Source organism: Ignavibacteriales bacterium (genome assembly GCA_015709675.1).
Classification (GTDB): domain Bacteria; phylum Bacteroidota; class Ignavibacteria; order Ignavibacteriales; family Ignavibacteriaceae; genus H2-BAC3.
In genome coordinates, this window is record CP054182.1 from 652,807 (window position 1) to 677,907 (window position 25,101).

Genomic DNA, 25,101 nt, shown 5'->3' on the forward strand with positions numbered 1-25,101 from the left:
TAATGGAAGTCAAAATAAATTATGAGCGTTCTCGCGAGGTTTGGTCTTTAAATTGCTGTCTCACAACGTAAACAGCGTATCCACCGTAGTACTGTCACTCTGCCAAAAACGGAAGGTGTAGCTGCCGGTGGGGAGGTTGGGGATTGAGATACCGGTCAGATACCTGATGAAGCCCTGAGTGCAGACGGCCCCCTCCGGCTGCTGTCCGTAAACCGTAATGAAGCGGACTGAGTCAGCGCTGAACATTTCATAATGAGAATATCTTCCGCAGCCGTTAAGCCAGCTCGCCCAGACCCATGCGGTAACAATCGTTCCCGTTCTCGTTACATCCACTATGGAAGTTACGGGAGATTTGGCTGTAATCATCTTGGGGTTCTCTTCCGGTTCCTGGCAGGAAAGGAAGATTAGGGAGAAAAATAAGATTACCAGGGGTTTCATAACAATTGTTTTTTGTTTACTGTATAAAATAAGTATAAAAAACAAGAATGTAAAGATTTTTGCAAATGAGGCGATTTTCAATTGGCACTAAAAACACTGTCACCTCCTCAAGGTTTGGGGTAGGTCGGCGGATTGAATGGTTTCTGTTTTTCTCAAGGGGGGTACCGCTTTGTATTCTGGTCTCAAAAAAGTGTAAAAAGTTTGATGATGTATTGTTTGTGAATGCAGTTGATCACTTTAACAGCGGCAAACGCCAAAACAACTTAGCCCCCGAGCACACTGACAAAAAGTAGAAACTTACAAAACCGCAAAGAAGAAAACCGATTCTCCCGCAGAGTATCAATGGCGGAAATTGAGAAAAACGAATATAATCTTAACATCTCTAGATATGAAAGCACATCATTAGACGAAGAAATTATTGATTTAAAAGAAGATAATAAGAAGCTGGTAGGGCCTGAAAAAGAAATCGCCCAAGCCCGCGCAACTCACAACCAATTCCTTAAAGAGCTGGGTCTGCCGGAGATATAGGGGAGTACAAAAGCTCAAAATGTTTATGGCAAGAATATCTAATATCCCCAAGAATATATAAATTATTACTTTATTTACTCGTTACCAATATCTTTTCGCATTTGCAATTCTAACTTTCTTCTTATGTTATTTAATTCCATAAGATTGTCGGTATAACTTTGAAGAACTGACATATCAAAATTGCCTGGAACAGAAGTTGTATGCATAAAAATATTTTTAGCATTCGCTTCCAAAAATTCTTTTGACTTATTTTGATAATCATCCAGAATGGATAATATTTCCAAACTGCCAACAAGCCGTAATTCATTTAATTCATCTAAATATTTGTTATATTTTCTCATCCATTCGAAAAGTATTTCTGCTTGAAATTGCATAACATTATAATATCCAGAAAGGTTATATGGATTTATTTTGACCTCTTCAAAGAGCGCAAATATCTTTTTCATGGACTCTTCTCCATATTGTTTGTTGTACAACTCTGAATTCATCAAGTCAAGATTAGACAAGAAACTTCTATAAATAATAAATCTTTTATCTCTAATCGAAGCGAGATTTTCATACTCCTTTCTTTTATTTATCTCGTATCGAATCTTGATTAAAGAATAAATTGCACCTAGAATAAAAAGAACATAACCGGTATATTTAATTAAAAATTCACTCATTATTTAAAGTACAGCTCTTATTAAGAAACACTTCACAAGAAAAGAATACCAGCCGTTGAAATGTTAAGGGATGAAACAAATTTCGGCTCACACAAAAAGAACTGTCGTCTTAATCTTCATGTATTAAAAAATTTTGCCTTATTTTGAACTTATAATACTGAGAGCCAATTTTTTTCATTCTTTGATCAACAAAATAATCTTGATTAAAAGAATAAATTGATAACTTATCACTATTTATTACATGCAACTGATTTTCATAACGTTTTGAGGCCGGAAACACTCTCCAATTTACCGGTTCGTTATGAATGTTAAATATATCTCCGTCACTTAACTTCACAATAATTGCGTTTTCGCATTCAACTAAAATACCAAATAGTGCGTTTTTCGCAGAAACAAAATTCCCTTTCCAATTTTCAAGTTGAATTTCACCAAGTTTCCCGTACTCCCTATTATCTTTACTGTGCCATGGAGAATACTTTATAATTGATATTTTATCATTCTTTACCAGATAAATTTTATCTTGCATTCCCCAGGAATATCCTGTTTCATTAAAAATACTACCGCTATACTTAATTTCTTTGAATTCTCTATGAACATGGTTGTTATCAGACTTTTTTTCGAAAGCGGCATGATAGCCATCAGACAAGTGTGAAGAGGCAAAAATACTGTAAAATGTCCAACCACAATCAGAACAATTGGATGAAGAAAGTTGCTTTGGCTCCCTAAAGTTACTTTCATCATTGAAATACTTGGATTCTAATCCTATTTGGTAAAGACCTTCATCACCGGCAGCTATTGCCAGGCTTCTATAGTTAGCGGAGATTGATAGCGAGGGAGCGTCCCATTTTCTTTCTTTTTTTGTACTAACTACGTATTTGTTTTTACGACGGTTACATGTTGCACGATGAATTCCATCCTTTGAACTTGTATAAATACTATTACGGTAAATGATTGAATCTGAATGGGGAAATGGAAATGGATTATTTTGTTTAGTTAAAGTGCATCTCTCTATTTGGCTTTTGGAAATAAATAACTCCTTGTTTGAGAGATCTGAAAATTTACTAATTATTACTTGCTTGACTTCAGGATCATTAAATAATAAAGAAAATTCTGTGTTATATAAATAATCACTTCGCGAAAAGGAACACGTTAAAGCTAATTTCAAATAATCTTCAATATTTAATTCATCAAGAAGTCTATCCCAATTGACAGAAATAATTTCACCATTCAATGTGAATAAATATAGAATGCCGGAATAAATTTGTGAATCCCAAAATTGACCTTCTATGTCCAGTTTTATAGGCTGCATGGCTGACCTTTAGTTATTTTTCTAATTTTAGTCGGTGGGAATATTGATAAATTTAACCATTTATTAAGAATTTCAGTATCAGGAATATCATCTGTGCAGCGTTGATAATCAATTGGATATCCATGCCAGTTTTGACCACCAACAAATTTTGCTATAAATAATTGTTTGGTACCATTTTGATCGATACCCAGATACTGAACTGACGATGTATCGCTAAAGTGTAACCCCCAGCCAATCTGCTCTTTAATCCAATTCTCTGTAAGGCATCGTCTAAAACATTCAAATTCCTGCATCGCCGTAATAGTCCATTGGGATTTATTATTAGCTCCGTTTCTATGGTGCGGATGTGACCGATAACAAATGTTTGAAAATATAACAGTTTCATTAATTCGGGACAAAATATTCTCCTGTTTTTTTCTCTTAAATATAATGTACTTATTACAATCTGTAAAATGTCACCTCTTCGAGGTTCTGGGGCAATGGCGGATTGATTAGTTTCTACAGTAATGTCATCACTTCGTGATTTTGGCTGGTGTGTGTCTTTGCGGTTTTCTACCAATCTTCGACTCCTCCGGAGTCGGGTTGGGATTTTGGGGATGCGTAATTTTCTACCAATTTGCGACTCCGCTGGAGTCAGAGGTTTCATGTCATCGGATTTCTACCAATGTACAATTCCTCCGGAATTGAATCGGGTTTTGAATCCGGAGGATTCACATCTTGGTAGTTATGATAAATGCCCCGCATAAGAACGAATCCGGAGGATTCGAATATCTCAGGAGAGAATCACCAGATTGTTCAAAAATCTGCGACTACTCTGAGTCGGGTTGGGATTTTGGGTATGCGCAATTTTCTTTCAAAATGCGATTCCGCTGGAGTCGGATGGAAAATTAATAATTCATCATTCAGATTTCAGAATTGTTTGCGACTCCTCCGGGGTCGGGGGGAATTTCATGTCATTGGATTTTCTACTAACCCCAACTTAACCATCAGTGTGCTTAAAGCACTAATCCCCTTACGAATAATTGAGCTCAAACCTCCAGTTGCTGGTTCCCGTTTGCCGGTATAGGGCGGCTCGCGAGCCGCCCCTGCAGTTTTTTAACACCACTCAGCCGGGTGTTGGTTTCTGAATCAATTCACAATTTACAATTCACCATTCACAATTATTTCAGCAGTTCTTCAACTGCGCGTTTGAGTTGTTCATCCACGCCTTTTGCTTTGCTGTCAGGGTAGGTGTCAACTAAGATGTGCGGTATGGCGGGACCGGTTACTTCCTGGTTTTTGTCGTCAGCCAGGGTGTACCAGCCGCGGAACGGGAGCCGGACAAAGGAGCCGTCCATCAGTCCCCTGCCTCCGGTGGAGATGACGGAGCCGTTGGTTGGCTTGCCGACAAGTGTTCCGATGCCGAGGTTCTTATAAGCATGTGAAAAGATTTCTGCATTGGAGTAACTTGACTCATTGCAAAGCGTTATGCTCGGCTTCAGCCATGCAGTATATACAAGCCGCTCTCCGGTCGGATAGTAAGGACGGAATTTTGTTTTTTCTTTTTCTAGATCTTCTGCCGCGCCACGCGGTATGGTGTATGCGTGCTGTTTGTAGTTGAGTATTGCCATCAGAAGGTCAGTGGTTGAACCGCCGCCGTTATAACGCACATCTATAACCAGCCCATCCTTGCCATAACCGGCAGCGGTTAGTTCGCGTTCAAATTCTTCAAAGCTGACCATATCCATGCCGCGGATGTGTATATATCCGAGCTTTCCGCCGGAGTATTTGTCAGTGAGTGCTTTGCGGTCGGCAACCCACTCTTTATATATCTGTGTGCGGAGTGATGCTGCGGGACGTATAACCACATCGCGGGTTTTACCTTCTTTTCCTTCAACGGTCAGGAGTACCTGCTCATCAGCGGTGCCGGCGAAGAGTGAGTATATATTAACATCATCGGTAATCTTAACTGAACCGACCGAGCGGATGATATCCCCTTTCATCAGACGGCTTGCGGTGCGGTCTGCGGGTGAGCCGGGGATGACACGCAAAACCTCAACGCCGTTCTTAACGGGTTTCAGTTCAGCGCCAAGCAGCCCGGTTGCTTCTTTCTGTGTTTCAGCACGGTCATTGCCTGAAAGCCCCATGTGGCTTGAGTTCAGTTCGCCGAGCATCCAGTTAAACATTTCGCGGAAATCACTTTCGGTTGAGGCCGCCATGCAAAGGGGGAGATATTTCGAGCGAAGGGCTTCCCAGTCCTTGCCGTGGAAATCAGGATCATAAAATCCGTCACGCAGGGTGCGCCATGCCTCGGCAAAGACCTGCTGCTTTTCCTGTTCGTAATCAATCTTCATCTTTAGTATATACGGAAGCGCTTCTGCCTTGTCGGTCTTCAGATCGTGACGGCTGAGTGAGCCGCCGGTTCTGAAGTAGTATAAATAAGCGCCGTCAGCTCCGCCTGATACTGCCATCGGGTTCTGTCCCCCTTTGGTCAGCTCTTTCAAATCTTTGCCGTCCCATTTGATGCTGTAAAGGTCATTCCCCTTTGCGCTGCTTGAAGAACCGGTGTAATAAAACGTTTCGCCGTCTTTTGAAATGCGCGCGTTCCCCTCGTTGCCGGGGAATGTGGTAACCTGTGTGAGGCGCTCGTGAATGTTTTCAAAGTCAATCACAACCGGAGTAACCTTCGCGCTGTCTTTTTTGCCTGCGGGCTTGTCATCCTTCTTTGCGGGTTCTTTGTCTTCCCAGTCCTGTTTGGTGCGCTCCCAGTCTTCTTTTTTCAGCCAGGCAAACCAGACATCGTTGTTGCGGCCATTGCGGGCAGAGATGAATCCGAGCTTTGAGCCGTCCGGCGACCAGACGGGGTTTGAGTCACCGCGCGGGTGCATGCTCACATTAACCGGCGGCTGTGAGTTGTCGGCGGCGTGTATATATACTTCGTCATTAAAATAGAGGTCGCTCATGCTGTAGGCAATCCAGCGGCTGTCAGGGCTCCAGGCGGCGTCATCAGCGGAAGCCCAGCCCTCGTGAAGAATGGTTTCTTTACCGAGTGAGCCCTCTTTGCTGATTTCAGCAACGATGAATGTACCGCGTCCACGCATAAAGGCAACTTTTTTGCCGTCCGGGGAAACGACCGGACGGGATTCATCCTCATCGGTTTTGGTAATGCGTATGACCTCATGGCGCAGCGAGCGGAACGGATTTGGCTGTGATTTATCAGCGCTGCGGAGTATATATAAATCAAAATTGTCATCCTCCCGGTCTGAAACAAAGAGGAGTGTGCTGTCATTAAGCCACGCGGGGTTCATATCGCGGAAAGGATGATTAGAAACATTAACGCTGCGTGATTTATCCTTATCAACCTCCTTGATAAAAATCTCACCGCGGTTCACCAGTGCAACCAGTTTTCCGTTTGGTGAAACTTCATATTCGCTGGCATCTTTGCTGAAGGATTTCAGTTCTTCCGGGTCGAAGCGGTTATCAGCCGGGACGGTTATATTCAGCTTTTCCGGTTTGGAAAAATTTTTCATAATCCAGAGTGATGTTCCCTGCTCAATCACTGCATGTTTTCCGTCACCTGAGACGGTGAAATAGCGGACTGCGTAGTCCTTAAAATTCGTAAGCTGTTCGGGCCTCCCCTGCGGCTGTCCTTCCTCGCTGAGGGTGATGCGGTATATATTATACTTTCCGTCAGCGGAGCTTATATACGCAAGAGTACGGCTGCCGGTCCATTGGGGCATCAGTTCGTTGCCGTTGGAAGGGGTGATATTGGTATAGGTGTTTTTCTTTGAATCGTAAAGCCAGATATTCTTATTTGCCGCACCGGTATATCCTTCGCGGGTAACAGGGTTTGATCCGCCGATGGTAATGGCAATAAAGCGGCCGTCGGGCGACTGCACCGCATCAGAGCCGAGAGCGTCAAGCAGGCGGTACTCTGTTCCCCCCGTGGGACTGATCGTATATACTTCCGGATCCCGTTCAACATGATTGAACTCCCTCACGGTTGCAAAGAGGATATTCCCCTGCTTAGTCCATGAAGTTACCATGTCACCGGAAGAGTTCCAGGTAAGGCGTCGTGCCTGTCCGCCGGATGCAGGGATGATGAAAATATCACTGTTGCCGAAGCGAGCGCCTGAGAAAACAATCTGGCTGCCGTCAGGACTGAAACGCGGATGTCCCTCGTTTCCCTCATGCACCGTCAGACGGAGTGCAGTACCGCCCGAGGAGGAGACTTTCCAGATATCCCCCTGGTAGGAAAAAGCCAGCTCACTGCCATCGTGGTTGAGCGCCGGATGGCGGAGCAGTTTTGCTTCACTCTGCGGAAAGAGTGATACGGTTGCAAAAAGGAGCAGTGCAGAAACTAATTTCAGCATGGGAAGTTTTCTTTCTTGATATTACCGGGAAACAAAAACGCAAAATAATTATGAATTATGAAGTATGAAGGATGAATTGATGAACGGCGGAAAAAAGAAGGTAAAAGTTGCCAGGGCGTAAGGTTAAACGCATAGGGCGCGGAGTTTAGTACGAAGTAACGCAGAGGTTTTATGGACGGTGCCCCCAGAAGAGTTCGCGCAAAGGCGCAAAGGTTTTCCGCAGATTTCGCAGATTAACGCAGAACATTATTGCTCAATGTCCCGAGAGTCCCCATTTTCCCCGGAAGAGCTCGCGCAAAGGGGGTGAGGAGCAAAGGGGAAATTTAGCTGATGGTTACATCTGAGGGGAAATAGGCCAGCGTATGCACTTCGCCAATGTCTGAGTAGTGCTCGGTTCCGCGGGTGATGCAGATAATCTGCGGGAACATGATTTCCTTAAAGCCCTCTTCGGTCATGAGGATATATTCGTTTGCTTTGAGTGTGTTCTTTAATAAGCGGTGAACCAGGATAACATCTATGCCTGAGATTTCTTTGAACTCCCCTATTTCAATTACATCAGCATTGCCGAAATGCACGATGATTTTAACACGGAGGCGGTCAATGATTTTGCAGGAGTCCCCTTCGCAGAGGATGGAGTTTGAAAGCTCCTGTATTCTTTCAGAGAAAATGTCAAAAAAGGAAATCAGTTTTTCACCGATGCAGCAGCGGAGGGAATCCCATTCCTTGTCATCGGTATCTTTTAGTGCGTAAAGAAAAACAGCATCCCCCTCCAGCTTTGCTATTTTGAGGGGCATGTGCAGATGTTCGATGATGGTTTTGATAAGCTCCACAATAATCATCTGACTGCGGCTGATGGTGCTTTTGTTGGCAATCATAAACTTGGTATAACCGCTTATATCGGCGATGATAAAAAGAGCTTTTCCTGAGAACCGGTGCATAAAAAAGGTGTTTGTAAGATTTAGGCTGCTAATATAATACGTATAGTAGTAAATCTGGCGGAAAAGGGTCACTGGGGAAAGGTTATAGGCAAAGTAACGCAGAGTTTAACAGGGTAATGACTCCCGGAAGAGCTCTCGCTAAGGGCATGAGGCGCAAATAGTCTCCCGCAGATTAACACAGAACATTATTGCCCTCTGTCCCCCGGAAAACCCCGAGCAAACAGGCAAAGGCACAAAGGTTTCCCGTAGTGTAACGCATCCCGGTGTCCCCCGCAAATCCTGCGCAAAGACACCAGGAAGCTAAGAAAGAACTGCTTTTTAAAAACTGTTAAAACAGGCTGCTCAGCGTTCAATGTACATTGTTAATTGTACATTATACATTGATCCGGTTTTTATGTTCTTCTGATAAACCGCAGTGCTATATCTCTGCCGTGCCCCTGCATAATGGCAAGGTTAATCCATGAGAGGGCAAATTTTTCGAGAAGTTCAACTTTGTCCTCTTTGCCGAAATCCCAGCAGGTGCCGAATCCGCAGTCCAGTGCAAGCTGCCGGGCGGTATCTTTTGCCTTCTGGCTGCTGCCGGCCATGAACATATCTATCCCCTCTCCGTTATATACAGGATTCAGCATGTTCTCGTATCCGGTGGAGTTGAAGCACTTGACCACTTCCGCTTTGGTTTTATCCGAAAGGCAGTGGTAAACCGTTGCGTAAGGTTCCGGGCGCTTCATGACTGCGTTGGTTGAGTCAATTATGATTTTGCCTGAGACATCTCCCATCATCTCCAGCAGATCAAAAATCACCGCGGGGGGTGTTGCGATAAGAATGACTTCCGAGATTTTCACCGCCTCTGCAATCGTATATACACGTGTATTCCGGTTGCCAAGCAGCGCTTTTCCCTTAAAATTGTTTACATCCTTTACTCCAAGATTGATCGTATGGCCTGCCTTAGCCCAGTTTGCGGCAAGCGCTCCGCCGACGTTTCCGGTGCCGATAATTGCGATATTCATGCTTTTTCTCCGATTGAATAGTGAATAATAAAAAGTTACTTTGCTGAAAATTTAGAAATAATAATACCAACAATTCCAACCATATAAAACTGGCCAGCCACACCCCAGAAAGCGGTGAGGAGCCGGGCGTTATCCGTTAGGGGAAGAATATCCCCGAACCCGATGGAGGTGAGGGTAATCATGCTGAAATAGGAAATCTGATAGTAAATCTCCGGTATGATGCTTCCTTCAATCCCCGTAAACGAGCCCGGTGCCAGATGGTTTTGCAGAAGGAACATAAATGATGCGATAATAACCAGCAGCAGATATCCGCTCAGGGAGCCGTATATAATGCTCTCGGTTACCTCGGTTTTCCGGGTAATCTGCCTGAGCACATCATAAAACAGGAAGCTGTAAAACACGATGTATACCAGAAGTGCCGCAATACTGAGTTCCCGGCTCCGGAAAATCATCTGCGGAGTAAGCGGTACAGCAAGCACCGGCAGCAGAAGGAAAAACGCCGGCGTGAAGATGAATTTCTTTTCACTGAGCAGCACCGCGGAAGCAAGCCCCAGCAGAAGCATATTCAGCGGCCATATATATGTGCTGAAAAATGAAGAGGAACTGAAAAACAACCGGTTAAAGATAACCATCATCAGGGCAAAAAGGAGCAGCTCAAACCGGTATTTGCTCAGCAGATACTTCATCAGCGCAGAATGCCCTCAGCGGGGGTTATGGCCGGTGGAAGATTGGTTTCTCCGAGCATCTCGCGCAGATCCCGTTCAATATTGGTGCAGATGTAGAGCAGGGGTACATCGGTAATCCTGTTTTCAAACGGATCCTCATTTACCTCCCCCACTTTTCCGATAATGGAAAATACAAAAGCAATAATCACCGAAACAGGAGCCATCAGGGCAGCAATATTCATTTTGCTGAAATCACCAATCAGCGCAAAGGGAAGCACCAGGATGAATACATATAAAAACACCCGCGTGAAATAGTGATACTGCCTGAGAAGCGGAGTGCTTTTAATGCGCTCGCAGTTCCCTTGCGCGTTTGCAAGAGCAAGAAGCTGCCCCTCCAGCTGAAAACTGTCAAACCCGCCAAGGGTGCCGTTAGCCATTGCCTGATAAATCTTCTGCCCGAGAAGCAGATGCAGAAACGAGGGCTTGTTTTGCGCGGCTTCTGTTTTCTGAAAATCACTTTCCGTTAGCAGATGCTTCACCTCTGAGGTGCTTCCATGCCCGAGGAGCCTGACGCGGAGCAGATGCGCCCATGCAATGAGTGTATATATCAGCTCTTTCTTAAAATTTTCGCTGCGGGCTTTGTCATAATTCTGCTGATGAGAGTGGCTGTCTGCAAAAGTGATAATCAGTCTGCCGAAAACCTGGCATGCATTAGAGATACCTGACCAGTGAGTTCGGGCCTCCCACCACCGGGCATAGGAGCTGTTATTGCGGAATGCTATAAAGATAGCCAGCGCGCTGCCGAGAATAGCCGCAACGGAAAAGGGGAGCGCTGCTGTAAGGATACCGCTGCTGAACAGCCAGTACACCAGAGCTGACGAGGCAACCGAAAGAAGCAGTTCCGTTCTGACATACTGGACCACTTTTAATGGATTAAAATTTCTTTTTACTATCATGGTGCTGCATTATTGAGTGAATTGATAACTAAAACCGAAAGTGAGAAGATGATCCTGCTGCTGAACGCGGACGGGAGTTATCTCCTCATGGCTGAATGTATATACAGCCTGCATATTTAGTCCCCGCCAGAGGGGAAGAGAAAGGCTGATATCCGCCTGAAAGCGTTTATTGGGAATCTCATCTTGCCCCGGCTGCCAGTAGGCGGAATAGTTTATCCGCAGAGCGCTTTCAGGAAACCTTATCCAGCCGGATGTATATACCGTACCGCGCCACAGACGGATATCGTTCCTGCCGTCATAATATTCTTGGGTGAATTGTGATGAGAGAAACTGTGTCTCCTCTCTTACCATCGCGGCAGAGAGTTTAAGAACAGCATAATCATTTTGCAGAAACTGCCAGGTTGCACCGGCTCCGGCAAACCAGCGGAAGTCAATCTTCCGGCGGATATTGGTCTGCAGGAAGATCATCGCAAAGGGATAGACGGTTTCCCCGGGCTCCCAATACAGAAAATTACGGCTGTATATATCATTATCAGCTTTACGCGCGGAAAACTCCTGATAGAGCGTGGTATTCTGGCTTTTGAATACCAGGGCTTCACGGCCGCTGGTAACCAGTTCAATCCGTCCTCTCAGGGAAAGAAGTTCAACGTTCCCCTGCTGCCAGGCGCCCGAGAGTCCTGCCTGCAGCCGGAATCCCGCGGTGTCGCTTTCATTTATCTGCCCGTATATACCGCCGCCAGAAAGGAGAAGCAGAACAAAAGATATTCGGATAATTTGAAAATGAAGAGTCATTATTTTCACGGATAAGGTAATTTTCCGGATAACTGCAGGAGATTCCGGCTATGCAGGGACGGACAATAACCCGGCTGCCCGTCCTGCATATATAACCGGAACAATCTGCCGTGATTATTTACTGTTTAACTGCTGTACTAACAGCTCTGCTGCTGCCGCACCGGAGTTCTGCTGCTGGCCGGTAATCAGATTGCCGTCTGCAATAGCATAAGAACTGAATGGAGCTGCAACCTTAAAAGTGGTTCCCTGCAGTTTGCGTGCTTCCTCTTCAATGCGGTAAGGCTGAATCTTTGTACCGACAGCCTGGTCAGCAAACTCTTCTTCAGCATCAGCAAATCCGGTCCAGGTTTTGTTCTTAACCAGAAGATCGCCATTGCTCAGTTTTGCTTCAAGCAGAAGTGTGGTTGAGTGGCACACAGCAGCGCTTGGCTTGCCTGCTTCATAAAATGCGACAAACAGTTTTTCCAGCTCTTTATTGCCTCTGAATGTATACATCGGACCCTGACCGCCGACAAGGAATATTGCATCATAATCAGCGGTATTCACTTCGGTAAGCTTTCTGGTGTTTTCAAGCATCGCGGTGAATTCCGGCTTCTGCAGATATCCGAGCGAAATTACATCGTGGGCTGAGTATCCGCTGGCATCGGCCGGATTTGAATATCCGTCCATCTCAAGTTTACCTCCTTCGGTTGAAACCAGCTCAACCTCATAACCTGCTTCCTGAAAAACACGCATCGGGTGGGTGAGCTCGGCAGCCCAGAAGCCAATCGGCCATCCGGTCTGCTTGCTTACTGAGGGGGAACTTGCCACCATCAGGATTTTTCCCTTAGAGGGAGCTCCGTGAAAATGAACATAACTGCTTACTTCTCTAACCATCTTTTTCCTTATTTGTTTATTGGTAAAATCTTTGACAAAACAACACATCAAAACGGGTGGGGAGGAGGCATTCCGGAATATATTCCGCTTAAGTGTGGATATATTTTTCAGAACGCTTTGCGAAACTACAGCGGGATTACTATCTTTGACAAGTATATAACCCAAAAGTATGATACATACTTTTAGGAAAGCATGTGAAAATAAAGGAAAAACGAAGATGCCGGACTTTATCTATAATGGAAAAGTATATTATAATCCTGTTCAGCTGGTAATGGAGCAGATAGGCGGAGTATGGAAAGCCCCTATCCTCTGGCGGCTGAGGGAGACATCAAGGCGTTACAGCGAATTGCGGAAGGATATTCCCCACATTACGGACAAGATGCTCACTACACAGCTGCGGGAGCTTGAGTCAGACGGCTATATCACCCGGAAGGTATATCCCGTAGTTCCACCGAAGACGGAATACTCTCTGACCGATAAAGGCAGGGATATCATGGAGCTTATCGTGATTATCCGCAACTACGGACTGAAGATGATTGAGGAGTATAAGAAGAAGAATTCGGAGGGGTGATCCCCCTCGACTCCGCTCGGGGACCACCCTCGACTTCCCATCGACTTCGCTCGGGGACCAGCTCGGGGGCCAGCTCGGGGTTCCGCTCTCGTTTTCACTCCGGTCTCCGAGCGGAGTCGAGGAGACCAGTTTTGAAACCTAAGGAACCCGGTAAATCCTAAAACGTTCTCAGCTCAGTGTCCCCGGAGTCACCACTGTCCCCCGTAAACGGGCCAAAGACACAAACAACCATCACCCGGAAAACAGCTCTCTCATCTTAACAATCGTATTCCAGTTGCGGGTGGTAACATCTTTGCCAAATATCCTTTCAAGCTCATCCATTCCTTTCGGAGTTTTAGTCACAGCCAGATCAAGCACACTGAACACACAGCGGTTGTCCGTCATCAGAATTTTAAAGCTGCCATCGGATGAAACTCGCGGCAGCTTCAGCGGGGCAGGGGGAGATTTTCTGATAAGCGTTACATAGAGGCGGATATCTTTGGTCACTTTTATTTTCTCGAACGGATTCATTTCCGCCATCCGGTATATATCACTGCTTTCGCGCAGCATCACGGGAACGGGAAAGCCAAACACTCCGGCAAGGTGCTGCTCAATCTGTTTTTCCAGTTTATCCGTTTTTGATTCCGGATGTGTAAACAAAGCGTTGCCGGAGTTCAGCAGAGTTTTCACGTCAGAAGCACCAAGTTTTGCCAGCTCAGCGCGCAGCCCCGCCATAGGCAGCTTATGATGTCCGCCAACGTTTATTCCCCTCAAAAACGCCATATAGCTTTTGGATGATTTCATAAAAGATTTATGCTCTTGTATATATTATTCCGGCAGCGGCAGATTCTGCAGGCGGAGGAATGAGAGTTTGTCCCAATAACCGCGCTGAAAAACTATCTGATCACCCTGCACGTGGAAAAATCCGCAGCCGCGGAGTCCGTTTGGGTCTTTCCATTCCAGCATTGCCCACTCCCCGTCCTGAAAGAGATTTTCTTTAATGCAGACCATCTCTGCCTGAGCGAACTCCGCTTCAAACATTTGCCTGATGGCTTCTCTGCCGACTAATGGCTCGTTCATCACCTGATGATTCACAGCGTTTTCGGCATAAAGTTTTGCAAGGGCATCGGTATCGGCTCGGTTAAACGCCTCAATCCATTTTAGTACAACTTCTTTTGGGGACATGGGTTACCTGAATAGTTGATGATGGCAAATATAGTAAGATTTTGAAAAGTTTTTAACGCAAAGGGAAGTCTGCCGCGGCGAATTTACGCTGAGTCTCGCAGAGGAATAAATTCATAATTCAAAAAATTATTTCCCTATACAAAACTTCGAGAATATATTGTTCAGAATATCATCTTCGGTTACATCGCCGATGATTTCGCCGAGGGAGTCGCTGGCGTTGCGCAGGTCAACGGAGATGAATTCACCGCTCATCCTGCTGCGGACTGAACCGAGCGCAAACTCAAGCTGCTCTTTTGCTTTGGTGAGCGCGTTATAGTGCCGCTGTGTGGTTATGATGACGGTCTTTTCAGTATATACTGAGCCGCCAATGGCTTTTTCGCGCAGGGTTTTAAGGAGGTTATCCATCCCCTGGCCGGTTTTGGCTGAAAGGGCAAGAACGATATCGGAAAGGGTGCCGTGGTATATATCAGCTTTGTTAAAAACCGTGATTATTTTATCTTCCGTAGTGAGCTGCAGCAGTTCGGCAAAAAGCTCCTGATTAAGACCGAGATTGATGTCATTCATAAAAAGAACCAGATCGGCCGAGCGGATGGTCTCGCGGCTGCGGGCAACTCCTTCTTTTTCTATAACATCATCAGTCGGACGGATACCGGCAGTGTCATACAGCCGGAAGAGGAATCCGTCTATAATCATTTCCTCACGGATGACATCACGCGTGGTGCCGGCTATTTCGCTCACAATGGCGCGGCTTTCTTTAAGCAGATAATTCAGCAGCGATGACTTCCCCACATTCGGCATCCCCACAAGCGCAACATTCACCCCCTCCCGCATAACGCGGCCGAAACTGTATGTGGCAAGCAGGGCTGATATATCATCAATGATTTCCTGAATGAGACGGATGAGACCGGAGTTATCAATAAATTCAACATCCTCTTCTGCGAAATCAAGCTCAAGTTCAACAAGAGAGGAGGCATTAACTAATTTAGTTCTCAGCTCGTGCACTTTGGCTGAAAGAAGACCGTCTAGCTGATTGCGTCCCCCGCGCAGCGCGGACTGGCTTCTGGCGTTGATAATCTCAGCAACGGCTTCTGCCTGGCTCAGGTCAAGACGTCCGTTAAGGTAAGCACGTTTGGTGAACTCCCCCGGCTCAGCATCTCGCGCGCCGTTAAGCAGAAGGGTGTTAAGAATAGCGCTTACGATGAGGGGATTTCCGTGGCAACTTATTTCAACGGTATCTTCTCCGGTGTAGGACTTTGGCGCTTTGAATGCAGTAACAAGAACGTCATCAATAAAATCTTCCGTGCCTGTCTTTATATATCCGTAGTGAACCCTGAAGGGCTTAAGGGTGCGGCTCTTTCCTTTTGGGGAAAAGCATCGCTCCGCAATGGCAAAGGCATCACTGCCGCTCAGGCGGATGACTGCCAGCGCTCCGGCTCCTGGAGGAGTAGCAAGGGCAGCGATAGTTTGGTCGGTAGGGAGTTTCATGGTAAATGCAGGTTTCTCATGCACAAATATAAATTATAATGGAGAATGGATAATGGACAGTGGATAATTTAGGACCTCGCGCTAAACCGAAACGGTTTCCCGCAGATTTCGCAGATAAACGCAGAAATTCTTAAACCCAACCAACTCAAACTCTTAAACCCCCTCTTTCCAATACAGATTAATTTTAAAAAAAATCAGATACTCAATAATGCCTCAACTTAAGAAAAATTTGAGCTGTCAGGAGAGAGGGGGAGTTGGGCAATTGCTCCGACTTGTCGGAGGGTGAGTCCTGTAAGCAACAAAAACGAAAGAGCTATATCATAGCGCTATAAATCACCATTGTCCCAGCCCTCGCACAAAGCCGCAAAGAACTTTCCCGCAGATTTCGCAGATTAACGCAGAAATTTTATAACCCAACAAACTGCACTTCTTAAGCCCCCTCTTTTTCCGAACAGATTTGAACTGAATAAAAATCATCACTATTATTAAAACTTTCAATAACACAAAACTTGCCTTTAACGGAAAGAGAGGGGGTAGGAGGGTGAGTCCAGAAGTCAGCAAACAAAGAAGACTTTAACCCAGCATCACCATCATCCCCTGCCCTCTCACAAAACCGCCAGTCCTTAAAGCGGATTATTTTTGCAGCGGGTGACTCAAAGCGTTCAAACACAGCGGTTTTGCCCGTTAAGATAGTAAATCATACTTCATTCTTCATCATTCATAATTGTTTCGTTTCTTTGTAACTTTACAAAGAAGAGATTCCGCATTAACAAAGCAAAGGGTCCGGGCAGGTAATGCCGGTTAAAAAGTTAACGATATTTCTTATAATCGTCAGTATTGCTGTGATTGCAGCAGTTCTGGGAATATTTTATTACCAGAACGAAAAAGCAGTAGTTTTAAGCGAACATAGTGAAAAACTTCAGGCAATTTCTGAACTGAAAGCCAGCCAGATAGAAACCTGGCATACCGAAAGAATAGCCGATGCTAAAGTACTAACCAGAGATAAGAGTTTTATCCGTCTGGTTAAAAGCTGGGTGGAAAATCCCCAAAATCCCCAGTTACTCAGACAGATATCAGACCGGCTTGAGCTTCCCCTCAGAGAATACGGTTATCTTGCTATAAAAATCGCCTCCCCCGAATGAAAAATTCTCTATTCCACCCGGGATCAGGGTAAGGTACTTTCCCCTGCTTCCCTTGAAGCATTACGGCTTTCGGTTATGAATTCTACGGTCGAGGCCTCAGATTTTTATGATGATTCGGGCCAGCAGTATATTGGTTATGATGTTACTGCTCCGCTCAGTCTTAATGGTCAGAAACCCTTCGCAGTACTTCTTCTTCGTATTAATACGGATGTTCTGATTCACCCGGTGCTTAACTGGTGGCCGGAGGCAAGCCCGACATCGGAGACCATTCTTGGCACCGTAACCGGAGACAGCGTTTTTCTGGTCAGCCGTCTGCGCAAACAGAATGAGGACCCGGGCGGATTATATATATCACGCAGTGATACAGCGGTTCTGATGGTGCAGGCCTCGTTTGGACGGCGCGGAAGCGTTTACGGCATAGATTATCAGGGAACCCCGGTTTATGGATATATAGCATCACCGGGAAAAAACAACTGGTTTCTTATTACCAAGACCGATACTGACGAAATACTTGCTGGCATGCATTTGCGGGTATTTCTCCTCAGCCTGATCTCCGCCCTGATGCTCATGTTTCTCACTGCTCTGGGGCTTTATATATACAGCCGCCGCCAGCGGAACATCTACCGGGATCTCTGGCAGGCAGAGCAGGAGTTCCGCACCACGCTTTACAGCATCGGGGACGCGGTTATTACTACTGATATACGCGGCCGCGTGAAGCATATGAACCCGGTCGCGGAGATTCTGACCGGATGGAAAGAAAAGGAAGCATACGGCAAACCCTCTGAAGAAGTGTTTAAGATTATCAATGAAGAAACCCGTCAGCCCGTAGAAAGCCCTGTTCACAGGGTTCTCCGTGAGGGATTTACTGTCGGGTTAGCAAATCATACTCTGCTGATTTCAAAAAACGGAAAAGAGTATCCTATAGCCGACAGCGGGGCCCCGATTAAAAATACCAAAAGCAGCCTTACCGGTGTTGTCCTGGTTTTCCGTGATCAGACTGCTGAACGCGCGGCCCGCATTGCTCTGGAAACAAGTGAACAGCGCTACTCACGCACGCTCAGTCTGGTAGATGATGCTGTCTGGGAATGGGATATTCCGACCGGAAACGTTTACGCTTCTGATAACCTCTTTAAAATGCTTGGCTACTATGACCGGCCAAACCTGAAGTTTGATGACTGGATAGCGCTTGTTCAGCCGGATGACCGTAATCAGTTACTGGAAAACCTGAATAATGCCATTAACCGCTCAAGGAGTTTCATCATGGATGTGCGGGTGCGCAATAATTCAGGTGAGTATATATGGCTTGAGATTCGTTCAGCCGTGGCAGAAACAACTTCCGCGGGGAGAGTAACACGTCTGGCCGGAACCGTTATTAATGTTCATGAACGGAAAGAAGCAGAATATAAAGTTCTGCTGCTTAATCAGCGGCTTGAACGTGCCGAACTGAGCGCCGGACTGGGAAGCTGGGAGTTTAACCTGGAGTCCGGAACCGGATACTGGTCTCCCATGATGTTCCGCCTGTTTGATCTTGCGCCGGCGGTAAATCCTCCGTCAAATGAAGAGTATTATTCACTTATCCATCCTGAAGACCGGCATATGGTGGAAACCGCCATGTCAGCGCTGATGAGCGGCGGTACTCCGGTAATTCAGGCTTACCGGACCAATCCGGAAAAGTGCAGACTCCGTTATCTGATGCCTACCTGGAGGTTTGTTGCAGGCAGTGAAGGAAAAATCATCCGCTTTGAAGGTACACTGCAGGATATTACCAACCTACGTCTTGCCCAGAAGAATTATGAAAAACTTTTCTCTGAAATGACCGAGGGCTTTTCGCTCCATAAAATTATCAGAGACGAGCATGGAACACCGGTTAACTTTACTACTGAATCCATAAACCCTGCTTTTGAAAAGATGACCGGAGTTAAACCTGCTGATATTATCGGCAAACCGATTACCGAGGTTATGCCGGGCATTGCACCTCTCAGAGTTAAGCAGTTGTGTGATGTGGCTGTGACGGGAAATCCAGCCTCCATTGAAGATTTTAACATTCAGCAGCAGCGCTATTTCCTCCTCTCCGCGTTCAAGCCGTTTGATGAGCACTTCGCGATAATCATAAACGATATAACCGAAGAAAAAACCGCTGATACCATCAAAAAAATACAGCTTCTGATTGCCAACGATGCTCTTATATCCAAAAGTACCCGCGAGATGGTTGAGCGGCTGCGCGAAGACCTGAGTCAGTATATAGACACTGATAATTTCCTCTTTGCCGAGTATAACGAAGAGCAGTCGCGTTTTACGGCTGTTTACTACAAAGATGAATTTGATACGTATACAACCTGGCGCGGCGAGGGGTCTTTATCCGGACATGTGCTCAGGCAGGATAAAATCTGCATATTCGGCCAGAAAGAAATTATGAAACTTGGCGGCATAGGGCTGATCAAACTCAGCGGACGGCTGGCCATGCAGTGGGTAGGGGTGCCCCTCAAAGCAGGAAAAAACAAACTGGGCATCCTTATTCTGCAGAGTTATCACAGCGAAGAGCTGTACTCTCCACAGCAAAGAATACTGCTCGAGGTTATCGGGAGAGAACTGAGCATCTACCTTGAACGGAAGGAGTATGAACAGAAAATTCTGGAAAGCGAAATGCACTTCCGGCAGATGTTTGAGAACCATACGGCCATCAAGTTTTTTATACACTCCGAAACGGGAAGTATTCTTGATGCGAATAAAGCAGCCATCAATTTTTACGGATATACAATTGACGAACTGAAGAAGATGAAAATCACCCATCTTAACGCAGCAACGGGTCCGGTAATAAAAGACAGGATGAAACTGGTGCGCGAGGGAAAGATGAACAGGTTTGAAGCCAGTCACCGTCTCCGATCAGGCGAGATTCGTGATGTGGAGGTTTTCAGCACGCCGATTAAACAGGGAGAGAGAGTTTTTCTCTACTCCATTATTCATGATATAACCGAACGGAAAAAAGCCGAAGAACAGAATAAGCTGCTGATTGAATCCATCGAACACAGTCCGGTGAGCGTGGTAATTACCGACCCTGCCGGCTCAATTGCCTATGTCAATAATAAATTCACACAGGTTACCGGATATACAAAGGAAGAAGCGCTGGGGAATAATCCGCGCATTCTTAAATCCGGCCGGCAGACAAAAGAAGTATATCAGGAAATGTGGGACAAAATCCTTAGCGGCCAGAGCTGGCGCGGGGAACTCCAGAACAAACGGAAAAACGGAGAGCTTTACTGGGAAGATGCTATTATCACTCCGCTGATGAATGAAGAAGGCAGGGTTACTCACTTTGTGGCGGTAAAGGAAGATATTACCGAAAAGAAACGGATGCTGGAAGAGCTGATAAAAGCAAAAGAAGAAGCAGAGGAGATGAACAAGATAAAATCCAACTTCTTTGCCAATATGAGCCATGAGCTCCGCACTCCTCTGATCGGGATTCTCGGTTTCTCAGAAATTCTTCAGGCAGAACTTGAGGATAATCCCGAACTGGTATATATGGCAGAGACCATCAACAAGGGGGGCAACCGGCTGCTTGAAACGCTCAACCTGATTCTCGGACTTTCCAAACTCGAAGCCGGCAAGCTGGAATACCATAACAAGAAAACCGATATAGTTCCGGTTATCGGAGAGACCTGTGCACTATTCCGTCCGGCCGCATTAGCCAAGGGGCTGGAGATGCACTTTAAGGCTGATCCGGATATAATATACTGCTCACTGGATAAAATACTACTCGGCAACGTTCTGAATAATCTTATTAACAACGCAGTGAAGTTTACCGAAAAAGGGGAGATTAACGTAAAAGCAGAAGCAAAAAACGGCAGCGCGGTAATCAGCATCGCGGATACCGGCATCGGCATTGCTGATGAGCAGAAAGGCATCGTCTGGGAAGAGTTCCGTCAGGGCAGTGAGGGTTTAAGCCGCAGCTATGAAGGGACCGGACTCGGGCTTACCATCGCGAAAAAATATACCGAGATTATGGGGGGCAGCATTACCATGCAGAGCGAAAAAGGAAAGGGAACAACGTTTACGATTATGTTTGGGTTAATGAAAAATGAATAATGAATAATGAAGAATGAAAAAGAGGAGCTATATATAATTCTTCCGGCTTGCACAAATTAGCAGGCATTATCTTCTTCTGAAATTCTAAAGAGAGGGGGAATTGGGCTTGCTACGGCGTGCAGGAGGGTGATACAAACGAACAAAGTATTATGCTCAATTCCGAAAGCCCCCTCTTTCCAATACAGATACAGCTAAACACCAAAATTGTTCTCTGTATAAACTTTTACGAAGAAAAATCATGGATTGTCAGGAGAGAGGGGGTTGGGGGTGAGTCCAAAAGCCCCCGCTTTTTTCACAGACCGGGTTTATCTGAATCCGGATTTTTACAGATCACTGATATGGTGTGTGTTTAGCTTTGTGATGGAAAGAAGGGGCAGAAAAAACTGGTATATATAGAAATCTATATATACCAATCATCGCAGGCGGCAAGTATCGGTCTGGTAATTACCAACTACCAACCACTAATTACTAATTTTTACTTCCAGGCCCCAAGGATACTCCCCATAAGCGTAAGGCTGATTACCTGATAACCGGCATGGATGAGCATATATTTCCATGACCTTCTTTCAAAAAGGGAGAGAATAAAGGTTGACATGGCAACCCAGCCGAAGCCAGTGAGGAATCCGTAAAAAGCACCCATCGCCAGGTCAATGGAGGGGTCGGCAGTGAAGTAAGCCAGATTAACTGCCATAACGAGGGAATAAACAAAGGTAAGCCCGAAGATTTTGGCCATGTTGGCATCCTTCAGGTCTTCCTCTTTAAGACCGGCTTCTTTCATCCACACTCCGGCAAAAAGCAGCTGTGAATACCACAATCCCCCGACAAGAAACGATGAGAGCGCTGCCACAATAACAGCAATCCAGTTGATTTCCATTCCATTACTCCTGTAATGATTAATGATGTTGTTGGTTTATTGATGTGCTAAAATAAGCACAGGGGCGGCAGCGGTGTGAGTTACCATGCCGGCCTGAACAGAAATTGTGCGTGAAGATGGTGCGATTTACCACAATTTTCGAAAGAAAGCAAATAAAAAATAGCGATGGGGGATTGTGGTCTTCCCTATACCGGAGTGGTGTTCTCCCCCGCCATTGAATATATATCTGCCCTTTATGAACAAGCCCGTGAAGTATCCTGTTGGGCCACAGGCATTACGGCAGGTATTTTATTGGACAGGCCGCGGGCTCTCCCTGCTGGAGTTTCGTTTGCTAACGGATAACCAGTTTCTTCATAGCTCTAACGCTCCTGCTGCTGCTGCTCTGTGCCGTATGCGTAAGAAGTATATACCAGAGGATAAGCCGGAATCACCAGTGTTAAGCCGGCTGATATGGCAGCATGCCTCAGGCAAAGTATTCATAAATGTTAGAATCTTTTTACCGGTAAAGTAATAAAGTTTAAGGGTAATCAATGCTTCATCCGGCAAGCCGGATTTGATGGTGGTCTCAGGATGAAAAGGATTAGGGAGGTTCAGGAAAAGCATTAAACCGGAAGGGAGAACATCTGCAGTCACCTTAACCGGATCTGAACAGCAGAACGCATCGTAAGTATCCAGCTGTTTCAGAAGGCAGTTCCGGCTCCGCGCGCATATGCCTGACTGACAGCAGAATTTTACGCATCACACCTGCAGCTTCAGCTAAAACATAATAAGCCATCAGCCATTTTCCTTGGTCTGTTCAGCCGGGATGATATGGTTAAGACAATCCTGATAAAGGATTTCTGAAAGTCTTCCGGACTCAGAAGCAGTTTACGAACATCAACCCTTCACGTACAAACCGGTTGTGACACAGATCCGCAGGTTAAATTACCGTTTGGGTAATAGCATATAAATAAATACTTTAAGTGCATCACAAATATTTTTTTTACAGGTAATTAAGAAAAATCTTATGAAACAACTGTTTACCATTTTTATACTAAGCACCATTATGATGACCGGGCAGGATAGTATTCCCCCCTCATGGAATTATTCCGCGGTCACATCACTGAATATCAATCAGGTCTCGCTTACCAACTGGGCTCAGGGGGGTGATAATACCTTTGCGTGGACCGTTATCGGCAACTTTGGCGCCGAATATAAGGGGAGCCAGTGGAGCAGCCGCAACAGTCTGAAACTCGCTTTCGGCCGGACCAAGCAGGGAGAATCTGATTTCAGAACCAACGACAATGAGTTCTATCTGGAAAATCTGATTGCGTACAATGTGGGGTGGAAGATTGACCCGTTCTTCTCAAATACCGTGAGGACTTCTCTGACCGATGGTTTTGATTATAAAAATCCGCTGGCCCCGCGCATAGCCGGATTTTTTGACCCCGGATATATAACACAGTCACTCGGATTTGCCTATAATCCGAACGGCGGTTTTGATACCCGTCTTGGAGTGGCGTTTCAGGAGGTGTTCACCAACAAGTTCAGAAACTATTCTGACGACCCTCTCACTACTGATAAGACGGAAGCATTCAGATTTGATACCGGTCTTGAATCAGTAACCAATGCCAAGTATAATCTGGATGAAAACCTGCTGCTGGACAGCAAGCTGCGCCTGTTCACCCGCTTTAAGTCGCTTGATGTGTGGGATATCCGCTGGGATAACACCATCACCGCGAAAGTGAGCAAATATATCAACGTGAACCTGAATGTGCTGCTGCTGTACGAAAAGAACATCTCACCCAAAACCCAGCTGAAGCAGGCGCTGCAGCTCGGCATTACCTATGCATTTATTTAATTTAACGGAGTATATATACCATGAGTCTTCTGAAAGAATTTAAGGAGTTTGCCAACCGGGGAAGCATTGTTGATCTTGCAACGGGCGTTATCATCGGCGGAGCGTTCGGCAAAATAGTCAGCTCACTGGTGAACGATATCATTATGCCCCCGATCGGGCTGCTGCTGGGTGACCTGCCGCTTAAGGATCTGAAGTTCGTCCTGAAGCAGGGCGCCGAAGCAAATCCCGTCACACTGAACTATGGAAACTTTCTCCTTGCAACGGTGGATTTCCTCATCATAGCGTGGGTTATTTTCCTGATGCTTAAAGGACTCAATAAGCTGAAACGGAAAGAAGAGGAAAAACCTGCTGCACCTCCACCGGTTCCTGAAGATGTGGTGCTGCTCAGGGAAATACGCGATCTTCTGAAAAAGCAGTAACAGTTATAGAACAAGCAGTGAATCCGGTTAATACATACCAAACGGTTTACTTTATTACAAAACTGAGAGGTTTATATGTCTGATGAGAATAAAAACGGACCAGCCAGAAAATCAAACGAGGAACTGGTGACTGCGGTCTGCCATGCTCTGCGTGATCTGAGAAAAGGGCAGGGCATCTCACAGGAGGAACTTTCACGCCGTTCCGGGGTGGACAGGGTTACCATCAGCCGTACCGAAAAGGGAAGACCGGCTTCACTGCTTACTATAATTCAGCTCCTCAGAGGTCTGGAACGCCTTGATATGCTTAATATGCTGTTGTTCCATGACAAAATTACGCCTGAAACGGCAAGCCCGCATCAGGTTAATGAAAAGATTGAACCGCCCAAAACTGAATATCCGGACTGGTAGCCCCTGCGGAATAATTGAAATTAGCGGAACAAAAAGCTACATTTGAACAGTTGATTCTATGATTTACTAACAGCAGATTTTTGTGAAGGACACCAAGAAACTAATCGTCGTTGGCGACCGGGTACTGATACGGCCCGGAGAGCAGAATGAAAAAACCGCAAGCGGGCTTTATCTCCCCCCCGGTGTTGCCGAGAAGGAAAAGATTCAGACCGGATATGTCATCAAGGCAGGACCTGGTTACCCTATTCCCGCAGTGGTGGAAGATGAGCCATGGAAAGAGACCAAGGATGCGGTGAAGTATATTCCGCTTCAGGCAAAGGAAGGGGATTTTGCAATATTCCTCCGCAAGGACGCTTTTGAGATTGAATACGACGGAGAGAAGTATCTCATCCTCTCCCAGTCATCCATCCTTCTGCTTATACGGGAAGACTACCTGGATTTTTAATTAGGAATTAGTAATGAGTAATTAGTAATGTTTGTTTCAGGCAGAAAACAAAAAGATAAAGCTCATTTTTAAGTATTACAACCAATTCCGATCCGTAAAAATCCGCGTCGCCCCGGCATCCGTAAAATCAGCGTCCCATTACCGGAC

Annotated in this window: 25 protein-coding genes and 1 pseudogene; 8 read left to right on the forward strand and 18 right to left on the reverse strand. The window is 45.7% G+C overall.

Translation table 11 applies throughout. The features are described from left to right. Positions 1 to 60 precede the first annotated feature (60 nt). Complete coding sequence (locus HRU80_02275; GenBank protein ID QOJ27753.1) at positions 61 to 366, reverse strand: hypothetical protein; 306 nt, start codon at positions 364 to 366, stop codon at positions 61 to 63. Positions 367 to 503: 137 nt separating this feature from the next. On the opposite strand from HRU80_02275, the pseudogene HRU80_02280 reads away from it, so the two are divergent. Beyond that, a pseudogene (locus HRU80_02280) lies at positions 504 to 966 on the forward strand (SAM-dependent DNA methyltransferase). Between the two features lie 74 nt (positions 967 to 1,040). Here the strand turns inward: HRU80_02280 and HRU80_02285 are convergent. The 10 genes from HRU80_02285 to HRU80_02330 all read right to left on the reverse strand — a co-directional run bounded on the left by HRU80_02285 (position 1,041) and on the right by HRU80_02330 (position 12,523). Continuing rightward, the gene (locus HRU80_02285; GenBank protein QOJ27754.1) at positions 1,041 to 1,628 is read right to left on the reverse strand and encodes a hypothetical protein; all 588 of its coding nucleotides are present in this window, start codon (positions 1,626 to 1,628) and stop codon (positions 1,041 to 1,043) included. A 109-nt stretch (positions 1,629 to 1,737) separates the two neighbouring features. Beyond that, positions 1,738 to 2,937: a hypothetical protein gene (locus HRU80_02290; protein QOJ27755.1), complete on the reverse strand. Its 1,200-nt coding sequence runs from the start codon at positions 2,935 to 2,937 to the stop codon at positions 1,738 to 1,740. Next, positions 2,925 to 3,335, reverse strand: a complete 411-nt coding sequence (locus HRU80_02295) for a hypothetical protein (GenBank protein QOJ27756.1) — start codon at positions 3,333 to 3,335, stop codon at positions 2,925 to 2,927. The genes HRU80_02290 and HRU80_02295 overlap by 13 nt, the downstream gene beginning before the upstream one ends. Before the next feature lie 762 nt (positions 3,336 to 4,097). After that, entirely contained in the window at positions 4,098 to 7,289 is a 3,192-nt protein-coding gene (locus HRU80_02300) for a PD40 domain-containing protein (GenBank protein QOJ27757.1), read from the reverse strand. Between the two features lie 323 nt (positions 7,290 to 7,612). Beyond that, on the reverse strand, positions 7,613 to 8,227 hold the full coding sequence (locus HRU80_02305) for a DUF2652 domain-containing protein (GenBank protein QOJ27758.1): 615 nt from the start codon (positions 8,225 to 8,227) through the stop codon (positions 7,613 to 7,615). 392 nt (positions 8,228 to 8,619) lie between these two features. Then, positions 8,620 to 9,234 carry an NAD(P)-binding domain-containing protein gene (locus HRU80_02310; GenBank protein ID QOJ27759.1) on the reverse strand — a complete coding sequence of 205 codons (615 nt, stop codon included), beginning with the start codon at positions 9,232 to 9,234 and terminating at the stop codon, positions 8,620 to 8,622. A 35-nt stretch (positions 9,235 to 9,269) separates the two neighbouring features. Then, positions 9,270 to 9,920, reverse strand: a complete 651-nt coding sequence (locus HRU80_02315; protein ID QOJ27760.1) for a two pore domain potassium channel family protein — start codon at positions 9,918 to 9,920, stop codon at positions 9,270 to 9,272. Next, positions 9,920 to 10,855: a hydrogenase gene (locus tag HRU80_02320; GenBank protein QOJ27761.1), complete on the reverse strand. Its 936-nt coding sequence runs from the start codon at positions 10,853 to 10,855 to the stop codon at positions 9,920 to 9,922. Before HRU80_02320 ends, HRU80_02315 begins: the two co-directional genes overlap by 1 nt. A gap of 9 nt (positions 10,856 to 10,864) precedes the next feature. Beyond that, entirely contained in the window at positions 10,865 to 11,647 is a 783-nt protein-coding gene (locus tag HRU80_02325; GenBank protein QOJ27762.1) for a DUF481 domain-containing protein, read from the reverse strand. Positions 11,648 to 11,761: 114 nt separating this feature from the next. Next, positions 11,762 to 12,523 (reverse strand): type 1 glutamine amidotransferase domain-containing protein, encoded by a 762-nt coding sequence (locus tag HRU80_02330; GenBank protein QOJ27763.1) that lies wholly within the window; start codon positions 12,521 to 12,523, stop codon positions 11,762 to 11,764. A 217-nt stretch (positions 12,524 to 12,740) separates the two neighbouring features. Here HRU80_02330 and HRU80_02335 point away from each other — a divergent pair, with 217 nt between their 5' ends. Next, a complete protein-coding gene (locus HRU80_02335) occupies positions 12,741 to 13,094 on the forward strand; it encodes a helix-turn-helix transcriptional regulator (protein QOJ27764.1) in 354 nt (117 codons plus the stop codon). Positions 13,095 to 13,325: 231 nt separating this feature from the next. Here HRU80_02335 and HRU80_02340 read toward each other — a convergent pair whose 3' ends face one another. The 4 genes from HRU80_02340 to HRU80_02355 all read right to left on the reverse strand — a co-directional run bounded on the left by HRU80_02340 (position 13,326) and on the right by HRU80_02355 (position 16,413). After that, on the reverse strand, positions 13,326 to 13,877 hold the full coding sequence (locus tag HRU80_02340; GenBank protein ID QOJ27765.1) for a DUF1697 domain-containing protein: 552 nt from the start codon (positions 13,875 to 13,877) through the stop codon (positions 13,326 to 13,328). 24 nt (positions 13,878 to 13,901) lie between these two features. Further along, complete coding sequence (locus HRU80_02345) at positions 13,902 to 14,258, reverse strand: nuclear transport factor 2 family protein (GenBank protein ID QOJ27766.1); 357 nt, start codon at positions 14,256 to 14,258, stop codon at positions 13,902 to 13,904. Between the two features lie 126 nt (positions 14,259 to 14,384). Beyond that, positions 14,385 to 15,743 (reverse strand): tRNA uridine-5-carboxymethylaminomethyl(34) synthesis GTPase MnmE, encoded by a 1,359-nt coding sequence (mnmE, locus tag HRU80_02350; GenBank protein ID QOJ27767.1) that lies wholly within the window; start codon positions 15,741 to 15,743, stop codon positions 14,385 to 14,387. Between the two features lie 430 nt (positions 15,744 to 16,173). Then, the gene (locus tag HRU80_02355) at positions 16,174 to 16,413 is read right to left on the reverse strand and encodes a hypothetical protein (protein ID QOJ27768.1); all 240 of its coding nucleotides are present in this window, start codon (positions 16,411 to 16,413) and stop codon (positions 16,174 to 16,176) included. A 124-nt stretch (positions 16,414 to 16,537) separates the two neighbouring features. Here HRU80_02355 and HRU80_02360 point away from each other — a divergent pair, with 124 nt between their 5' ends. Then, complete coding sequence (locus HRU80_02360) at positions 16,538 to 16,885, forward strand: hypothetical protein (GenBank protein ID QOJ27769.1); 348 nt, start codon at positions 16,538 to 16,540, stop codon at positions 16,883 to 16,885. Positions 16,886 to 16,960: 75 nt separating this feature from the next. Then, on the forward strand, positions 16,961 to 20,968 hold the full coding sequence (locus HRU80_02365) for a PAS domain S-box protein (GenBank protein QOJ27770.1): 4,008 nt from the start codon (positions 16,961 to 16,963) through the stop codon (positions 20,966 to 20,968). Positions 20,969 to 21,443: 475 nt separating this feature from the next. Here HRU80_02365 and HRU80_02370 read toward each other — a convergent pair whose 3' ends face one another. The 3 genes from HRU80_02370 to HRU80_02380 all read right to left on the reverse strand — a co-directional run bounded on the left by HRU80_02370 (position 21,444) and on the right by HRU80_02380 (position 22,617). Beyond that, the gene (locus HRU80_02370) at positions 21,444 to 21,842 is read right to left on the reverse strand and encodes a DUF1761 domain-containing protein (protein QOJ27771.1); all 399 of its coding nucleotides are present in this window, start codon (positions 21,840 to 21,842) and stop codon (positions 21,444 to 21,446) included. Positions 21,843 to 22,193: 351 nt separating this feature from the next. Further along, the gene (locus HRU80_02375; GenBank protein ID QOJ27772.1) at positions 22,194 to 22,475 is read right to left on the reverse strand and encodes a T9SS type A sorting domain-containing protein; all 282 of its coding nucleotides are present in this window, start codon (positions 22,473 to 22,475) and stop codon (positions 22,194 to 22,196) included. A 1-nt stretch (position 22,476) separates the two neighbouring features. Beyond that, on the reverse strand, positions 22,477 to 22,617 hold the full coding sequence (locus HRU80_02380; protein QOJ27773.1) for a hypothetical protein: 141 nt from the start codon (positions 22,615 to 22,617) through the stop codon (positions 22,477 to 22,479). 231 nt (positions 22,618 to 22,848) lie between these two features. On the opposite strand from HRU80_02380, the gene HRU80_02385 reads away from it, so the two are divergent. The 4 genes from HRU80_02385 (at position 22,849) to HRU80_02400 (ending at position 24,954) form a co-directional block, all read left to right on the forward strand. Further along, on the forward strand, positions 22,849 to 23,682 hold the full coding sequence (locus HRU80_02385) for a DUF3078 domain-containing protein (protein ID QOJ27774.1): 834 nt from the start codon (positions 22,849 to 22,851) through the stop codon (positions 23,680 to 23,682). A gap of 20 nt (positions 23,683 to 23,702) precedes the next feature. Then, the gene (gene mscL, locus HRU80_02390) at positions 23,703 to 24,101 is read left to right on the forward strand and encodes a large-conductance mechanosensitive channel protein MscL (GenBank protein ID QOJ27775.1); all 399 of its coding nucleotides are present in this window, start codon (positions 23,703 to 23,705) and stop codon (positions 24,099 to 24,101) included. Between the two features lie 75 nt (positions 24,102 to 24,176). After that, on the forward strand, positions 24,177 to 24,509 hold the full coding sequence (locus HRU80_02395; GenBank protein QOJ27776.1) for a helix-turn-helix transcriptional regulator: 333 nt from the start codon (positions 24,177 to 24,179) through the stop codon (positions 24,507 to 24,509). Positions 24,510 to 24,585: 76 nt separating this feature from the next. Next, positions 24,586 to 24,954: a co-chaperone GroES gene (locus HRU80_02400; protein QOJ30433.1), complete on the forward strand. Its 369-nt coding sequence runs from the start codon at positions 24,586 to 24,588 to the stop codon at positions 24,952 to 24,954. Positions 24,955 to 25,101 lie beyond the last annotated feature (147 nt).

Coding starts and splice junctions, on each gene's coding strand:
- HRU80_02370 (QOJ27771.1), bottom strand. CDS start 21,842: ATGGAAATCAACTGGATTGCTGTTATTGTGGCAGCGCTCTCATCGTTT.
- HRU80_02300 (QOJ27757.1), bottom strand. CDS start 7,289: ATGCTGAAATTAGTTTCTGCACTGCTCCTTTTTGCAACCGTATCACTC.
- HRU80_02365 (QOJ27770.1), top strand. CDS start 16,961: ATGAATTCTACGGTCGAGGCCTCAGATTTTTATGATGATTCGGGCCAG.
- HRU80_02345 (QOJ27766.1), bottom strand. CDS start 14,258: ATGTCCCCAAAAGAAGTTGTACTAAAATGGATTGAGGCGTTTAACCGA.
- HRU80_02315 (QOJ27760.1), bottom strand. CDS start 9,920: ATGAAGTATCTGCTGAGCAAATACCGGTTTGAGCTGCTCCTTTTTGCC.
- HRU80_02380 (QOJ27773.1), bottom strand. CDS start 22,617: ATGGCTTATTATGTTTTAGCTGAAGCTGCAGGTGTGATGCGTAAAATT.
- HRU80_02335 (QOJ27764.1), top strand. CDS start 12,741: ATGCCGGACTTTATCTATAATGGAAAAGTATATTATAATCCTGTTCAG.
- HRU80_02330 (QOJ27763.1), bottom strand. CDS start 12,523: ATGGTTAGAGAAGTAAGCAGTTATGTTCATTTTCACGGAGCTCCCTCT.
- mscL (QOJ27775.1), top strand. CDS start 23,703: ATGAGTCTTCTGAAAGAATTTAAGGAGTTTGCCAACCGGGGAAGCATT.
- HRU80_02325 (QOJ27762.1), bottom strand. CDS start 11,647: ATGACTCTTCATTTTCAAATTATCCGAATATCTTTTGTTCTGCTTCTC.
- HRU80_02320 (QOJ27761.1), bottom strand. CDS start 10,855: ATGATAGTAAAAAGAAATTTTAATCCATTAAAAGTGGTCCAGTATGTC.
- HRU80_02290 (QOJ27755.1), bottom strand. CDS start 2,937: ATGCAGCCTATAAAACTGGACATAGAAGGTCAATTTTGGGATTCACAA.
- HRU80_02340 (QOJ27765.1), bottom strand. CDS start 13,877: ATGAAATCATCCAAAAGCTATATGGCGTTTTTGAGGGGAATAAACGTT.
- HRU80_02395 (QOJ27776.1), top strand. CDS start 24,177: ATGTCTGATGAGAATAAAAACGGACCAGCCAGAAAATCAAACGAGGAA.
- HRU80_02385 (QOJ27774.1), top strand. CDS start 22,849: ATGAAACAACTGTTTACCATTTTTATACTAAGCACCATTATGATGACC.
- mnmE (QOJ27767.1), bottom strand. CDS start 15,743: ATGAAACTCCCTACCGACCAAACTATCGCTGCCCTTGCTACTCCTCCA.
- HRU80_02310 (QOJ27759.1), bottom strand. CDS start 9,234: ATGAATATCGCAATTATCGGCACCGGAAACGTCGGCGGAGCGCTTGCC.
- HRU80_02360 (QOJ27769.1), top strand. CDS start 16,538: ATGCCGGTTAAAAAGTTAACGATATTTCTTATAATCGTCAGTATTGCT.
- HRU80_02305 (QOJ27758.1), bottom strand. CDS start 8,227: ATGCACCGGTTCTCAGGAAAAGCTCTTTTTATCATCGCCGATATAAGC.
- HRU80_02285 (QOJ27754.1), bottom strand. CDS start 1,628: ATGAGTGAATTTTTAATTAAATATACCGGTTATGTTCTTTTTATTCTA.
- HRU80_02275 (QOJ27753.1), bottom strand. CDS start 366: ATGATTACAGCCAAATCTCCCGTAACTTCCATAGTGGATGTAACGAGA.